The sequence below is a fragment of the Stenotrophomonas sp. GW821-FHT02D01 genome (genome assembly GCF_059421765.1).
This window is the reverse complement of record NZ_JBWKVP010000005.1, coordinates 161,000-176,277: the sequence shown is the minus strand read 5'-3', so window position 1 is coordinate 176,277 and position 15,278 is coordinate 161,000. Positions and strand designations below refer to the sequence as shown.

11 protein-coding genes are annotated in these 15,278 nt (G+C 66.6%); 6 read left to right on the top strand and 5 right to left on the bottom strand.

Going from position 1 to position 15,278, the window contains the following annotated elements:
* Positions 1-72: 72 nt before the first annotated feature.
* The 3 genes from AC07UW_RS12365 to AC07UW_RS12355 all read right to left on the bottom strand — a co-directional run bounded on the left by AC07UW_RS12365 (position 73) and on the right by AC07UW_RS12355 (position 4,503).
* A complete protein-coding gene (locus AC07UW_RS12365) occupies positions 73-1,089 on the bottom strand; it encodes a 3-oxoacyl-ACP synthase III (RefSeq protein WP_025875853.1) in 1,017 nt (338 codons plus the stop codon).
* A gap of 102 nt (positions 1,090-1,191) precedes the next feature.
* On the bottom strand, positions 1,192-1,509 hold the full coding sequence (locus tag AC07UW_RS12360) for a DUF4156 domain-containing protein (RefSeq protein WP_025875855.1): 318 nt from the start codon (positions 1,507-1,509) through the stop codon (positions 1,192-1,194).
* Between the two features lie 144 nt (positions 1,510-1,653).
* Positions 1,654-4,503, bottom strand: coding sequence for a M16 family metallopeptidase (locus AC07UW_RS12355; protein WP_059063196.1), 2,850 nt, complete (start codon positions 4,501-4,503; stop codon positions 1,654-1,656).
* 404 nt (positions 4,504-4,907) lie between these two features.
* On the opposite strand from AC07UW_RS12355, the gene AC07UW_RS12350 reads away from it, so the two are divergent.
* Complete coding sequence (locus tag AC07UW_RS12350) at positions 4,908-5,384, top strand: XAC0231 family protein (protein ID WP_025875859.1); 477 nt, start codon at positions 4,908-4,910, stop codon at positions 5,382-5,384.
* A gap of 70 nt (positions 5,385-5,454) precedes the next feature.
* Positions 5,455-5,934: a tRNA (cytidine(34)-2'-O)-methyltransferase gene (locus tag AC07UW_RS12345; protein ID WP_080150319.1), complete on the top strand. Its 480-nt coding sequence runs from the start codon at positions 5,455-5,457 to the stop codon at positions 5,932-5,934.
* A 266-nt stretch (positions 5,935-6,200) separates the two neighbouring features.
* On the opposite strand, the gene AC07UW_RS12340 is transcribed toward AC07UW_RS12345, so the two are convergent.
* Entirely contained in the window at positions 6,201-7,364 is a 1,164-nt protein-coding gene (locus AC07UW_RS12340; RefSeq protein WP_223497461.1) for an acyl-CoA dehydrogenase family protein, read from the bottom strand.
* A 307-nt stretch (positions 7,365-7,671) separates the two neighbouring features.
* Between AC07UW_RS12340 and AC07UW_RS12335 the strand changes: the two genes are divergently transcribed.
* Complete coding sequence (locus AC07UW_RS12335; RefSeq protein ID WP_025875865.1) at positions 7,672-9,348, top strand: electron transfer flavoprotein-ubiquinone oxidoreductase; 1,677 nt, start codon at positions 7,672-7,674, stop codon at positions 9,346-9,348.
* A 66-nt stretch (positions 9,349-9,414) separates the two neighbouring features.
* Entirely contained in the window at positions 9,415-9,816 is a 402-nt protein-coding gene (locus tag AC07UW_RS12330) for a c-type cytochrome (protein WP_223497460.1), read from the top strand.
* Here AC07UW_RS12330 and AC07UW_RS12325 read toward each other — a convergent pair.
* Positions 9,810-13,421 carry an ATP-binding protein gene (locus tag AC07UW_RS12325; protein ID WP_223497459.1) on the bottom strand — a complete coding sequence of 1,204 codons (3,612 nt, stop codon included), beginning with the start codon at positions 13,419-13,421 and terminating at the stop codon, positions 9,810-9,812. The genes AC07UW_RS12330 and AC07UW_RS12325 overlap by 7 nt on opposite strands.
* Positions 13,422-13,496: 75 nt before the next feature.
* On the opposite strand from AC07UW_RS12325, the gene AC07UW_RS12320 reads away from it, so the two are divergent.
* On the top strand, positions 13,497-14,135 hold the full coding sequence (locus AC07UW_RS12320; protein ID WP_025875871.1) for a response regulator: 639 nt from the start codon (positions 13,497-13,499) through the stop codon (positions 14,133-14,135).
* 206 nt (positions 14,136-14,341) lie between these two features.
* Positions 14,342-15,277 (top strand): hypothetical protein, encoded by a 936-nt coding sequence (locus tag AC07UW_RS12315; RefSeq protein WP_032978087.1) that lies wholly within the window; start codon positions 14,342-14,344, stop codon positions 15,275-15,277.
* Position 15,278: the final 1 nt, after the last annotated feature.

Genomic DNA, 15,278 nt, shown 5'->3' with positions numbered 1-15,278 from the left:
ACTCATCGCTGTCCGTCGCGAGCGATTGGCTGGCAGGTGCGGACGGCGCGCAGCAGGTCAGCGGTGACTTTTTTACCAGACCACTTCAGCCATCGAGCAGTTCAGGCCCGAGCCGATGCCCAGAAGCGCGATGCGGTCGCCCTTCTTCAGCTTGCCCAGTTGCTTGAGCTTGCTCAGCACGATCGGCACCGAGGCCGGACCGATGTTGCCGTGCTCGCCGAAGATGGTCATGACCTTCTTCGGGTCGATGCCGAAATTCTTGATGAACGCCGCGGTGTGCGGCTGGCTGACCTGGTGGATGACGAACTGGTCCAGCTCTTCCACGGCCCAGCCCAGTGCGATCTTGGCGGCGGTGAAGGTCTTCTGGGCCAGCTTGATGCCCTCGATCAGCAGCATGCGGGTGTCGGTGACCATGCGGTCCAGGTTGCCCAGGCACAGCTGGTTCCACTCGGTGGCCGAGCGGGTCACGCCACCCTTGTAGCGCGGCGCGTCGGGCACCAGCTCCGAACGGGCCATCACCATCGCGGCTGCACCGGAACCGGTGGTCAGCGCCGCCAGCTCGTTGCGGAAGTCGTCAGCGGTGACGTCCGGCGCGGTCATCCGCTCCAGGGTCTTTTCGTACACCAGGTTGGCGGTCTCGCCATCGACCACCAGCGCATAGTCGATCTCACCGCGCTCAAGCATGCGCGCAGCGATGTCCATGCCGTTGATGAAGGCCAGGCAGGCATTGGCGACGTCGAAGGTCATGCACTCGTCGCTGACACCGAGGTTGCCGGACACGATGGAAGCGGTGGACGGCTCCAGGTAGTCACGGCTGACCGAGGTGTTGATCAACAGGCCCACCTGCGTCGCATCGATGCCTGCGTCTTCCAGCGCCTTGCGGCCAGCCATGGTGGCCGCATCGGACGCCAGGACACCGTTGTCCCACAGGCGGCGCGCGTGGATGCCGGCGATGTCGCCGAGGACGTCGGTACGGATACCAAGGCGATCCAGCGTCGGCTGCAGGCGTTCGTTGATTTCCTTGGTCGTCAGCGTGTGCGGCGCATCAACGTGAGCCAGGCCGGCAATCGAGACATTCTTGAAGAGCATCGAGGTTAGCGCCAAGGCTCAGGCAAAGGGGGCGCTATTCTATAACCCCCCGGGCCTTCACCGCATCTTTACGAATTCAGCCTTGGCCGTATGGTGAAGGATTCAGCGCGGCGGGCACTGGAAGGCGGCAAAGCGCTGGCTGCCATCGGCAGGGGCCGCAGCGGCCTGCACGGCGTTGGCGCCGGTGGTCGGGGCCTCGTTGCGGGCCAGGGTTTCCAGCTCTTCCTGCACGCGCAGCGGGTTGCGGTTGTAGAAGCCGACCTTGCTCTTCACGGTCACCACTACTTCGCCCTTGGAGATGCAGCCGGCCGGTACCGGGCCTGCCGGCAGCACGCGGGTCGCCTTGCCGGCCGGTTCGATCGGCACCCAGGTGCAGGCGGTGACGGTGAGCAACAGGGACGACAGCAGCAGAACGCGCATGGGCAGGATCCTGGAAGGGAATGTCAGGAGTGTGCCTGAACCGTCTGAATCAGGGATAGCCGGTGAGCCCCCATCGTGAGGTTGCCGGCCAGCGGCCGGCACTACCACCGGAGGCCTGCCCGCCGGAGCGGGCAGGCACATCCCTTATTTCTTGACCGGGTTGCCTTCGGCATCGATCACGGTCACTTCGCCCAGGTTCAAGGCGCGCACGGCCGCTTCGGTCTGCTTGAGGTCGCCCACCACCACCCAGGTCAGCGCCTGCGGCTTGATTTCCGCTGCCGCCTGCTGCACCTGTGCCGGGGTCATCGCTTCGATCTCGGCCTTGCGGCGCAGCACGTAGTCGTCCGGGCGCTTGAACTGCACGATCGTACCGATGGTCGCGGCCACCGCGCTGGCGGTCTCGTAGGCGCCGGGCAGGCTCAGCGTCTGGATGTTGCGGATGCGCGCCACTTCCGCGTCGGTCGCCGGCTTGCTGCCGTTGGCGAACTCGGCGATCTCCTTGCGCATTTCCGCCATGGCCGGGCCGGTCTTGTCGATCTGCACCGGTGCCATCGCCATCCACGGGCGCTGGCCCACGGTGTTGCTGGCGCTGGTGCGAGCACCGTAGGACCAGTGCTTGTCCTCGCGCAGGTTCATGTTCAGGCGCGAAGTGAAGTCACCACCGATCACGCCGTTGGCGATGTCGAAGCGGGTCGAGCTGGCATCGCTGGACGGCGGCACGACCTGGCCGGCGAACAGGTTGGCCTGCACCGCGCCCGGCTGGTCGATCAGGAACACGCGCGGGCTCTTCGGCAGCGCCACGGCGGTGGTGGCCTTGATCGTCGGCGCATCACCGGTGGCCTTCCAGTCGCCCAGCTGCTTGTCCAGCAGCGGCACGATCTCGGCCAGGGTGGTATCGCCAACCACGATCAGGGTGCCGTCCTGCGGACGCAGCCAGTCGCGGTGGAAGTCGACCAGGTCCTCGCGGCCCAGGCTGCTGATCGCCGCTTCGTCACCGCTGCCGGTGAACGGGATCGCGTACGGGTGGCCCTTGCCGTACAGCAGCGGCGGCAGCACGCGCATCGCTACCGCACCCGGGTTGACCTTCTCCTGCTGGATGCCGGCGATCCAGGTCGCCTTGACCCGGTCGATCTCGCTCTGCTCGAAGCGCGGCTCGCGCAGCAGGCTGGCATACAGCGCCAACGACGGCACCAGGTTCTCCTTCAGCGCGGACAGTTCCACATCCACCGAATCCAGGCCGGCGGAAGCATCAAGGTCCGCACCCAGCGCATCGGCTGCATCGGCGAAGGCCAGCGACCCCAGCTTGCCGGCGCCCTCGGTCATCAGGCTCATGGTGAAGTTGGCGGTGCCCGGCTTGCGGCCCTGGTCAGCGGTGAAGCCGCCCGGGAACTGGTAGCTGAACTGCACCACCGGAATTTCATGGCGCTCGGCCAGCACCACCTGGGTGCCGTTCTTCAGCGTGGCGCGCTGCAGGGCCGGGAACTTCAGCTGCGGGAACTCGCGGGTCTGCGGCACGCCGGCCTTGCGGTCCACCTGCTCGGGCAGGGTGCTGTACCTGCTGTCGACCGCCGGCACGTTGAACGGCTTCGGCGCCTGCGAGGGGTCTTCCTTCAGCGCCACGCGTTCACCCGGCTCGACCACCAGGGTGTGGCTGCCCTTGTCCAGCCACTGCGCGCCCAGGCGCTTGAGGTCGGCAGCGGTGGCCTTGTCGATGTTGGCCAGCGAGGTGCGGAAGCAGCCCGGGTCGCCGGTGTAGACCGTGCACTCGGCCAGCGCATCGGCCTTGCCACCGAAGCCGCCGATGCGCTCGATGCCACGGATGAACGCCGCGCGCGAGCCGGTCTTGGCGCGTGCCAGTTCTTCGGCGGTCGGGCCATCCTTGAGCAGGCGCTCGATTTCCTCATCGATGATCTTTTCGACCTTGGCCGGATCCTGGCCCTGCTTCACCGTGGCCATCACCATGAAGTTGGAACCGAGCTGCGAGGCGTAGGCGCCGGCGCTGATGTTGTCGACCAGCTTGTCCTGGTGCTGCAGGCGCTGGCTCAGGCGCGAAGACTTGGCGCCGCCGAGCACATAGGCGAGCAGCTGCAGCTGGTCGACGTCGGTGGTGCCGACCTGGGCCACGTTCCAAGCACGGTAGATGCGCGCCTGCGGCACCTTGTCGGTCATCACCTCGCGGGTGTCGGCCGGGCGCTTGGCAACGTCCACCTTCGGCTGCGCCATCGTCGGGCCGGCCGGGATGCTGCCGAAGTACTTGGCGGCCTTTTCCTTGGCGGTGGCCAGGTCGATGTCACCGGCCAGCACCAGTACCGCGTTGTTCGGGCCGTACCAGGTGCGGAACCAGGTCTTGACGTCGTCCAGCGAAGCGGCGTTGAGATCGTTCATCGAGCCGATCACGCTGTGGTGGTACGGGTGGCCCACCGGATACAGCGCGCGGTTGAGCTGTTCCCACACCTGGCCATAGGGCTGGTTCTCGCCCTGGCGCTTCTCGTTCTGCACCACGCCACGCTGTTCGTCGAGCGCAGCCTGGTCGATCGCGCCAACCAGATGGCCCATGCGGTCCGATTCCATCCACAGCGCCATGTCCAGCGCGGTGGTCGGCACGTTCTCGAAATAGTTGGTGCGGTCGGTATTGGTGGTGCCGTTCTGGCCGGTCGCACCCACCTGCTTGAAGGGTTCGAAGTACTCGCCGTCGTGGTTCTCGCTGCTCTGGAACATCAGGTGTTCAAACAGATGCGCGAAGCCGGTACGGCCGGCGGGCTCGTCCTTGCTGCCGACGTGGTACCAGATGTTGACCGCAACGATCGGTGCCTTGCGATCGGTATGCACCACCACCCGCAGGCCGTTGGGCAGGGTGAACTGCTCGAACGGGATATCGACCTTGCTGGTCGCGGCCGGCTTGGCCGCCAGCGCGTAGGTCGGCGCAAGCGTGCCGAGAGCAGTACTGAGAGCAACAGCGAGCAGCGCGGCGCGCGGGCGCAGGGTGAGCGACATATCCGGGTCCTTGGTCACATAGGTGAATCCCGATCCTAGCGCGGGCGTGCGGCCACCGGTATCGGCCACCAGTCACTGGGGGTGATCGGCCCATCGGCCTTCGTGATTGGCCGTTCCCGGGTCACGAACGGCGGTGATTCACGTCCGGACAGTGTCCGCAGCCCCCCGAATGGACAGGTGTCCGCCCTGCGGACACTTTCGGCGAGTCATAAAACCCTTATGAATCAACGACTAAAAGTTGGCACGGGGATTGCTTTGTACTTCCTGCGCCAGGAAGGGCTTCAGACGAAAGCTGACTGAAGACTGAACAAAAGCAGGAAATCGAAAATTCCGCTTGCATCCCCAGAACTGGTGTTCTACCTTACTACCACACCACTGCTCACAAACACTAAACAGGCCCCGTCATGAACGCCAAGACCATTGCCATCGCCATCGCCCTGATCGCCGGCACCGCGGTTGTTTCGTCGGTGCAGGCCTCCGAATCCATCAAGACCCTGTCCACCGTGCAGGTCCGCCCGGCCGCCGACCAGCTGGTCCAGCAGGCCTGGGAACAGGCCAGCGGCATCCCGACCCTGGCCACTGTCGAAGTGCGCCCCAGCGTCGACCAGCTGGCCGAGCGCGACGGCTTCATCGCCAGCCCGGTCGCCGCCGCGCTGCCGATCACCACCCTGGCCTCGGTTGAAGTGCGCCCGAGCCTGGAACAGCGTGTCGCCCTGGCTGCCGAGCAGGAAGCCCAGCGCTACGCCGCCACCCTGGCAGCGGCCGCCACCAGCGTTGCCAACCAGGTGATCGTCAACCTGCCGGCCCTGCAGGTGCGTCCGAGCGCCGCCCAGCTGCAGGCCTTCGCTGCCGAAACCGCCCAGGTCCTGCTGCGCCCGTAAGCGACGTCCGCCCTGCCCCGCGCGGGGCGTGCGTCGTAAAGGCGGCCGCCGTCGCAGGTACACTGCGCCGATGAATGCCGCGCCCCAGTTCCACGTGATCCTGTTCCAACCGGAAATCCCGCCCAACACGGGCAATGTGATCCGGCTCTGCGCCAACACCGGCGCGCAGCTGCACCTGGTCGAGCCGCTCGGCTTCGCACTGGAAGACAAGCAGCTCAAGCGCGCCGGCCTGGACTACCACGAGTACTCGCGCCTGCAGGTGCATCCGGACCTGGACACTGCGCTGGCGCGGATCGCACCGAAGCGGTTGTTCGCCCTGAGTACGCGTGCCAGCGTCCGCTATGACAGCGTGGCGTTCGACGACGGTGATGCCTTTCTGTTCGGCCCGGAAAGTCGTGGCCTGCCGCAGGACGTGCTTGATGCCCTGCCCGATGGTCGCCGGCTGCGCCTGCCGATGCAGCCGGACAACCGCAGCCTCAACCTGTCCAACACCGTTGCGGTGATGATGTACGAGGCGTGGCGCCAGCATGGGTTTGCCGGCGGGGCGTAGTTCGCGTTTGTCACTTTCTTTGCTCGCACACCGCGCTGCAGGAGCAGCGCGGAACGGCGTAGCCGGCCCGTAGGGTGGCGCACATGGATGTGCGCCATCAAGAAAGTAACCAAAGAAACGCGCCGCCATCCGCGAGCCGGTGCTGCGCTCAGACACCCGCGCCTCTTCGCCCCCGCCGGACCTGCGGTGCTCGGCTCGCTTCAAGGCGGACCCAACAGCCGCTCAGTAGATCCACGCCATGCGTGGATGGCTGTTCCCCACCCCGCTCAGAACGCGTTGATGCCGGTCAGCTCGCGGCCGATCACCAGCTGGTGCACGGTCTCGGTGCCTTCATAGGTGATCACCGATTCCAGGTTCAGCGCATGGCGGATCGCCACGTGCTCGGTGGTGATGCCGGCGCCGCCCAGCAGGTCGCGGCATTCGCGGGCGATGTCGATCGCCATGCGGCAGTTGTTCCACTTGGCCAGGCTGACCTGCTGCGGTTGCACCTGCCCGGCTTCCTTCAGTCGGCCGAGCTGCAACGCCAGCAGCTGCGCCATGGTGATGCGCCGGGCCATGTCGGCCAGCTTGATCTGCGCGCTCTGCGTGGCCGCCAGCGGACGGCCGAACAGCACGCGCTCCTTGGCATACCCCAGCGCTTCATCCAGGCAGGCGATGGCCGAGCCGATCGGGCCCCAGCTGATGCCGAAACGCGCCTGGGTCAGGCAGCCCAGCGGCCCCTTCAGCCCCTTAACGTTCGGCAGGCGGTGGCTGTCGGGCACGCGTACGTCGTCGAAGAACAGCGCGCCGGTCAGCGACGCGCGCAGGCTCATCTTGTGCTTGATCTCCTGCGTGGTGAAACCGGGCATGCCCTTCTCCAGCACGAAGCCCTGGATGCCGTCTTCGGTCTGTGCCCAGACGATGGCCAGGTCAGCCACCGGTCCGCTGGTGATCCACATCTTGCTGCCGTTGATGCGCCAGTCGCTGCCATCGCGCACCGCGCGGGTCTTCATGCTGGCCGGGTCGGAACCACCATGTGCCTCGGTCAGGCCGAAACAGCCGATCAATTCACCGCGGGCCATCGCCGGCAACCATTGCCGGCGCTGTTCTTCGCTGCCGTAAGCAAAGATCGGGTACATGCACAGCGAGCTCTGCACCGACACGAAGCTGCGCAGGCCCGAATCACCCCGCTCCAGCTCCTGACAGATCAGCCCGTAACTGACCGCGCCAAGGTCGCCGCCGCCGTACTCGGCCGGCAGCATGGCGCCGAGCAGCCCAAGCGCGGCGATCTCCGGCACCAGTTCCGACGGGAACCGTGCCTGGTCGAAGGCATCACCGATGATCGGCAGCACGCGCTCGTTGGTGAAGCGGGCCACGCTCTCCTGTACCGCGCGCTCTTCCTCGCTGAGCAGGGAACGGACATCGAACAGGTCGTACGGATCCAAAGCCATGGCACTCACACGCAGTCGGGACTGCCGCCATTGTCGGCCATCCGGGCGGCGTTGGTGTGCGGGTAGAGGCCGACCTTGGTCGGCGCTGGTGTTTCCGCTCACGCCAACCAAGGTTGGCACCTGCCAGACCACGCGCATTACGCTGCATTGCAGCAATTGCGATGTGAACATCGGCGATCTAGCTCGATCACGCCCGTCCCGGTACCCTGACACATTCAAACAACCGTTTCGCCCGTGGCTGCACGCGCGATTCCCAGGCAACCGCCGGTGGCCCCGATGCCGGCACTACCCACGAGTCATGCAATCGATGAGTGCTGAAGCCAACGCCCTGCCCCCGCGTGAAGTCATGGAATTCGACGTGGTCGTCGTCGGTGCCGGCCCGGCCGGCCTGGCCACCGCGATCCGCCTGCGCCAACGTGCGATCGACGCCGGCCGCGAACTGTCGGTATGCGTGCTGGAAAAGGGCTCCGAACCCGGCGCGCACGTGCTGTCCGGCGCGGTGATGGACCCGCGCGCGCTGACCGAACTGTTCCCGGACTGGGCCGAGCGCGGCGCACCGCTGAAGCAGAAGGTCACCCGCGACGAGTTCCTGTTCCTCAGCGAGACCGGCGCGCGCACCACCCCGCACGCGCTGTTGCCCGAGTGCTTCCACAACGAAGGCAACTACATCATCAGCCTGGGCGAAGTCACCCGCTGGCTGGCGCAGCAGGCCGAGGCGCTGGAAGTGGCGATCTTCCCGGGCTTCGCCGCCGCCGAAGTGCTGTACGGCGATGACGGCGCGGTGATCGGCGTGGCTACCGGCGACATGGGCATCGAAAAGGACGGCACGATCGGTCCGGCCTTCGAGCGCGGCATGGCCCTGCATGCGAAGTACACGGTGTTCGCCGAAGGCGCGCGCGGCCACCTCGGCCGCCAGCTGATCAGCCGTTTCAAGCTGGACGAAGGCAAGGATCCGCAGGCCTACGGCATCGGCATCAAGGAACTGTGGCAGATCGACCCGGCCAAGCATGAGCCGGGCCTGGTGGTGCACGCCGCCGGCTGGCCGCTGGATACCGACACCTACGGCGGTGCCTTCCTGTACCACGCCGACGGCGGCAAGGTCGCCATCGGCTACGTGGTCGGCCTGGACTACAAGAACCCCTGGCTGAGCCCGTTCGAGGAATTCCAGCGCTTCAAGACCCATCCGTCGATCCGCAAGCATCTGGAAGGCGGCACCCGCATCGGCTACGGCGCGCGTGCGATCACTGCGGGCGGCCTGATGTCGCTGCCCAAGACCGTGTTCCCGGGCGGCGCGCTGGTCGGCTGCGAAGCCGGCTACCTCAACGTCAGCCGCATCAAGGGCAGCCACGCCGCGATCAAGACCGGCATGCTGTGCGCCGATGCCGCCTTCGACGCGCTGGTGGCCGATCGCCAGCACGATGAGCTCAGCGCCTACCCGGCCGCCTTTGAAACCAGCTGGCTGCACGACGAACTGAAGCTGTCCAAGAACTTCAAGCAGTGGTTCAAGAAGGGCCAGACCGTGGCCACGCTGATGACCGGCATCGAGCAGTGGCTGCTGCCGAAGCTGGGCGTGCGCAACCCACCGTGGACCCTGCGCCACAGCATCCCGGACCACGCCTGCCTGGAGCCGGCATCCAAGCACACGCGCATTGCCTATCCCAAGCCCGATGGCGTGCTGACCTTCGACCGCCTCAGCTCGGTGTTCCTCAGCAGCACCAACCACGACGAGAACCAGCCCAGCCACCTGACGCTGAAGGATGCGAGCATCCCGGTGAAGGTGAACCTGGCCGAGTACGCCGGTCCGGAAGCGCGCTACTGCCCGGCGGGCGTGTACGAATTCGTCGGCGACGGCAACGATGCGCGGCTGCAGATCAACGCGCAGAACTGCGTGCACTGCAAGACCTGCGACATCAAGGATCCGACCCAGAACATCGTCTGGGTGACCCCGCAGGGCGGCGGCGGACCGAACTACTCCGGCATGTGACCGGCGATGGGGCTGCGACTACCGGTCGCAGCCCCACGGCGCGTGCGCCCGCTATCCTGCTCGTCCATGCGTGCCCATCGCTTGCTTCCCGTTGTTGCCACGATCCTGGTCGCCAGTGCGTGCCAGCGCCCGCCGGCTGCGCCCAGTACGCCCGAACAGGCGCGCCAGCAGGCCATGCAGCAGGCGTTCGAACTGTGTGCCGGCTGCCACACCGTCAAGGCGGGCGGCATCCATCGTTTCGGTCCCAATCTGCATGGGGTGATCGGCCGCCGTGCGGGCAGCCTGCCCGACTACGGATATTCGCAGGGCATGCGCCGCGCCGACTTCGTGTGGAGTGCGCAGACCCTGGACACCTTCCTGCAGTCGCCCACCCATCTGGTGCCCGGTACGCGCATGTTCAACGCGTTCCCCAGCCCGGAGCGTCGCGCACTGGTGATTGCCTACCTGCAGGAACACGCGGCTCAGTGAGCCAGGCGCTGCAGCTGGTGCTGCAGATGCGCCACGAACTGCCCCGCGTCGGCGATCGTCGATGCGATCTCCGCATCGCCTGCGGCCTGCAACCGTTCCACCAGCGCGTTGGCGCGATCGGCCAGGCTACGTGCACCCACCGCGCCCAGCGCACCGGCCTGCCGATGCAGGTGCAGCGCGGCCGTCACCCGGTCGCCTTCGTGCAGCGCGCGCTGCAGGGCCGCGATGTCCTCGTTGCTGGCCTTGACCAGGCTGTCGTGCAGCTGCCGGGCGATCTCGCGCGAACCGAAGCGCCGTTGCAGGGTCGCCAGGTCGGGTAGCCCCGCGTCGCCATCGGACTCATCGTCATCGCTGTCCACGGTGGCCGGGTCATCTTCAGCACCCTCGGCGCGCGGCAACCAGCGCAGCAGTGCCTGCCGCAGCGTCGCCAGCGACAACGGCTTGGCCAGCACGTCGTCCATGCCAGCTTCGCGGCAGCGGCGTGCGTCATCGTCAAGCACGCTGGCGGTCAGCGCCAGCACCGGCATGCGCGGCTGGCCGTTGCGCCCCTCGCGCTCGCGCAGCAGGCGGGTGAAACCAAATCCATCCAGCACCGGCATGCGGCAGTCGGTGATGACCAGATCGAAGGATTCCTCCGCCAGCCGGTCCAGTGCCTGCTGCCCGTCATCGACCAGCACATGCGGCACGCCCAGCTGCTGCAGGCGCCAGGCCATCATCGCCTGGTTGGTGGGATGGTCTTCAATGATCATCACCCGTGCCTGGCGCAGATCAGGGGGCAGCAGGGCGATCTGCTGGTGCTCGGCCTGCAGCGCGATCACATCCTCGCTGCGCGCCTCCACCAGCGACAGCAGCACGTCAACCCGCGTTCCTTCGCCCAGCGTGCTTTCCAGCTTCAGTTCGCCGTCCATCTTCTGCACCAGGCGCCGGCAGATGCTCAGGCCCAGCCCGGTGCCCCCATGGTCGCGCTGGATGTACGCGCCGGCCTGGGTGAAGGGTTCAAACAGGGTCGGCAGCTGCTCCGGCGCGATGCCGATGCCGGTGTCGGTGACGCTCAGGCGCAGCGGCTGGCTGCCATCCTCGGCAGTAGGCCCCAACACTTCCAGCTGCAGCCGCACCGAGCCCTTCACGGTGAACTTGATGGCATTGCTGAGCAGGTTGAACACGATCTGGCGCAGGCGCACGCCGTCCACCTCATGGGCCTGTGCCAGCTGTTCGTCGATGTCCAGCTGCAGGTCCAGGCCCCGCGCCGTGGCCTGCGGCAACAGCAATCGATGCACCCCCTCCAGCAGTGGCCGCACCGGCAGCGGCACCGGCTCCAGGCGCAGCGCACCCGCTTCCATCCGCGAATAGTCGAGGATGTCGTCCAGGATCTGCCGCAGCATCTGCGCTGAGTCTTCGATCACGCCGAGGATGCGTTGCTGTTCGGCGTCCAGCGGCGAATGCGCCAGCACTTCCAGCATGCCCAGCACACCGCTCATCGGTGTGCGGATTTCATGGCTCATGGTGGCCAGGAAGCGCGATTTCGCTGCCGCAGCCTGCTCGGCTTCGACCTTCGCCGCGGCCAACGCGTCGGCCTGCGCGCGCGCCTGGCTCACGTCCACCCAGTAACCACTCCAGGTTACCGCGCCTGCTTCGGTTGAATACGGGTGCGCCTGGCTGCGCACCCAGCAGGGCGCACTTCCGTCGCGATGGATACGGAACTCGAAGGACAGCGGGGCAAAATTGCGCGCCGCCAGCTCCATCGCACGCAGCACCTTTTCGCGGTCGTCGGCATCGATGCATGCCAGCAGCGCCTGCCCGTCCGACTCCGCCTGCTGCCGGCTGATGCCGAACATCGACTGCACATCGCCGGCAATGAAGGGGAAGCTCAGGGTGCCGTCTGCTTCGCGCCGGGCCTGGTAGACGATGGCAGGCAGGTTGTCGGTCACCTCGGCCAGGCGCTGCTCCAGCTCGCGACGGCCAGCCACTTCGCGGCGCAACCGCCAGTGCCCCAGCCCATGCATTGCCACAGCAGTGGTCAGCACCAGCAGCAGGGGAAGGCCCCAGCGCAGCAGGGTGCGCCAGTCCACTCCATCGCGGTATTCCACCGACAACCAATCGCCGCGCAGGGCCTCGCGCCGGCGCGGCCCCATCTGCAGCAGCAGGCGGTCGAAGGTGGTGGCCAATGCCGCATGGCGACGCTCCACCGCCAGCGCCAGCTGGTCGTTGAACCCGGCTGGCGCGGCCAGTTGCAGGCGCCCCGGAAAGCGGTTGCGCAGCAGCTGGTCGACCAGCGCCAGGTTGCCCACGTAGGCATCGGCCTCGCCATCGGCCAAGCGTTGCAGGGCCTGCTCGGCGCTGCGCGCGGCAACGATCTTCACCGACGGTGCCTGATGCTGCACGTAGCCACGGATGCGCTCGGGATCGGACAACAGCACGCGCTTGCCGTCCAGGTCCGACAAACCCAGCATCGACGGACTGTCAGTGCGGGTGACAATCACATTGGGAACGGTGATGAAGGGCTGGCTGAACACCCATTCCGGCCCGAGATAGTTCGAATCGGCAGGAATGCCGATCACCGCCTGCAGTTCCCCGCGGCGCGCCTTCTCGCGCACCTCGTACCAGTCATGGCTGTTTTCGACCTGCAGATTGGCGCCGGCTTGCAGCAGGCGCTGCAGGTATTCGTTGGTCAGGCCACTGGGCTTGCCATTCCTGTCGGCAAACGACAGCGGCGCGGCGTTGGGCGCAAAGCCGATCTTCAAGGGTTGCTGCAGCACGCGTTTCTCGGCCTGGCTCAATGCCAGCTGCGCCGACGCCGACCACTGCGGCGGTGGCAGCCAGCGCTGCGCGAGGGCGTCACGCTGCGCTTCGCTGACGGCGGCAAGCGCCAAATCCAGTGCTTCGGACAACGGCTGTTTGCTGTTGGGCACACCGAAATGCAACTGCTCCGGGGGCAGATCGCTGGGCCGCAGCAACGCCACACCCTTCAACCCGTTGGCGGCGATCAGTTCCGTCGCGACGTAGGCATTGCCGATGAAAATGTCGGCTTTGTCGTCTCTGACCATACGCAAGGCCGTCAGCGTGTTGTCTGCGACAAGTTGTCGTGCCCTTGGGAACCGCGCACGCACCTGCGGTCCGGTCATGAAGTCCTGCTCGACCACAACGCGCAGGCCATCCAGATCAGGTGCCTCCGAAGCACGCAGGTCCTGAGGGCGTCCAACCATGGCCAGCGGTGCTTCGGCATAGGCGGCGGTATAGACCATGCAACGGGTACGCTCGGCGCTGAGCGCGATGTTCATCACCACGTCGATTTCGCCGCGACATGCCGCATCCAGCACGGAGGGCCAGTCCGCAAAACGGCGCGTCTCCACCTTCAGGCCAAGCTGCCGGGCCGAAAGCGTCAGGTAGTCCGGGCCGAGGCCCACCTGCTTCCCGTCCTGGATCGACTCAAAAGGAGGCCAGCCACTGTCATACTGTCCAACAACGACAACAGGATGTGCGGCCAGGTACTCGCGCTGCAGGGGGCTGAGCGGCAACGGCCCCGGCGTGGACGCAGGCTGGGCCAGTGCCGGCAGCGCCAGCAGGGTCGTCAACAGGATCAGTCCACGAGCCGCCCAGCTGCGCATCTGCAACGATCTCCTGGAAGTCCTGCCAGGGACCGCGACGGTCGCGGTCCGGCGTGCCGGTGGCCATACTAGAGCATGACCTTGCGCATCATCATCGCAGACGATCACCCCGTGGTCCGCATCGGTACCCGCGCCGTCATCGAATCCAGCGGCGTTGGCCGAGTCGTTGGCGAGGCCGACAACGCCCAGGCGCTGATGACCCTGCTGACGACCCAGCCCTGCGACCTGCTGGTCACCGACTACTCGATGCCTGGCAGCCCGCAGGCCGATGGCTTCGCCATGATCGGCATGATCCGCCGCCGCCATCCCGACCTGCCGGTGCTCATGCTCAGCGTCTCCAACAACCTGGCGATCCTGCGCATGGTGCTCGACAGCGGCGTGCTCGGCCTGGTCGACAAGAGTTCGTCGATGGATGAACTGCCGCAGGCGATCCAGGCGGTCTATCGCGGCCAGTCCTACATCAGCCGCAGCCTGCGCGAGCGGGTGGAGGAAGCCGGCAGCTGGCGCATGCGCGAGGGCGATGGCAAGCCGTTGTCGCCGCGCGAAGTGGAGGTGCTGCGGCTGCTCGGCACCGGCATGACGGTCAAGGAAATCTCGCTGCAGCTGCACAAGAGCGTCAGCACCATCAGCCGCCAGAAGGGTGACGCCATGCTCAAGCTCGGGCTGAAGGGCGACGCGGAGCTGTTCGACTACCTGCGCGACGGCAGGATCTGAGACACCGTTCGCAGTTCTCTGGCGGGAGGCTCCTCCCTGCCCCCCCTGTGATCGCCGTCGCATCTGTGCCATCATCCGCGCCGATGGGTTTTCCTATGCGAGGTCGAAGGAATCGACCGGCTCATCACGACGTTCCCCCTCATCGAGGGCGGGGCGTGTTCTGCGTTGGCCTTCCTGCCCGACGCCCGCAAACCATGGAGAGGTGCATGAAGATCCTTCCGGAATCCCGCTTGGCCCGTGTCCGCCCACGCCTGTGTGCGACGTTCGCCGGCCTGCTCGTTGCGCTGCTTGCCAGCGCCTGCACCCCCTCGCCTTCGACCGCGTCACCACAGGGCGCCACCGCGCCACGACAGGATGTTGCCCCGATGCAGAGCTCCGCCACACCCGCCACCACGGCCACCGCCACGCCCCCCGATGCCGGCAGCGTGCTGTATTTCATCTACGACGTCGACGGCGATGGCGCCGTTTCGTATGAAGTAGCCAATGGCAGTGTCGCCACCTTCTGGTTCGGCCATGCCTTCGAACTGGCCGGCACCCGCTATTACACCGGCTTTGCCTGGAACACACCGCAGAAGTACGGCAAGCCCGGCGAAGACGAAGCCGGTCCGGACAGCCAGGTCACCCTGACCGAGGCCACCTTCACCCTGACCGGCGACAAGCCGGATCGTCCCTGGGTGTTCAAGGGCGCCGAACCGTGGATCGGTACCGTCGGCGCCTATGGCACCGCGCCGGACATCGACAGCAAGCGCAAGCCGCTGGAATACCGCACTCCGGCCGGCAAGCTGGTGCTGGCGGTGCCGACCAGCACCTTCGCTACCGGTACCAGCATCGAAAGCTACACCGTGCTGGTATTCAACCCGGACTACGAGAAGTCCGAAGACGGCCAGGTCTGGGCCAGCGCGGGCACGGTGATCACCGGCGAAGACAATTCAGCCGCCTGCGACGAGGGCCAGGTGATGCCGTGCGTCAGCAACCGGGGCGCACTGGCCTTCAGCGCCGTCGCCGGCAGCGACCTGCCCACCATCACCGTCACCGCCACCGGCACCACCATTTCCGGCCCGGGCCAGACCCGTGCGCTGGGTGCGGCCGACGCGCGCCAGTACCACTACGACGCCGCCCGCAAGGCCTACGTCGAAAAGTAAG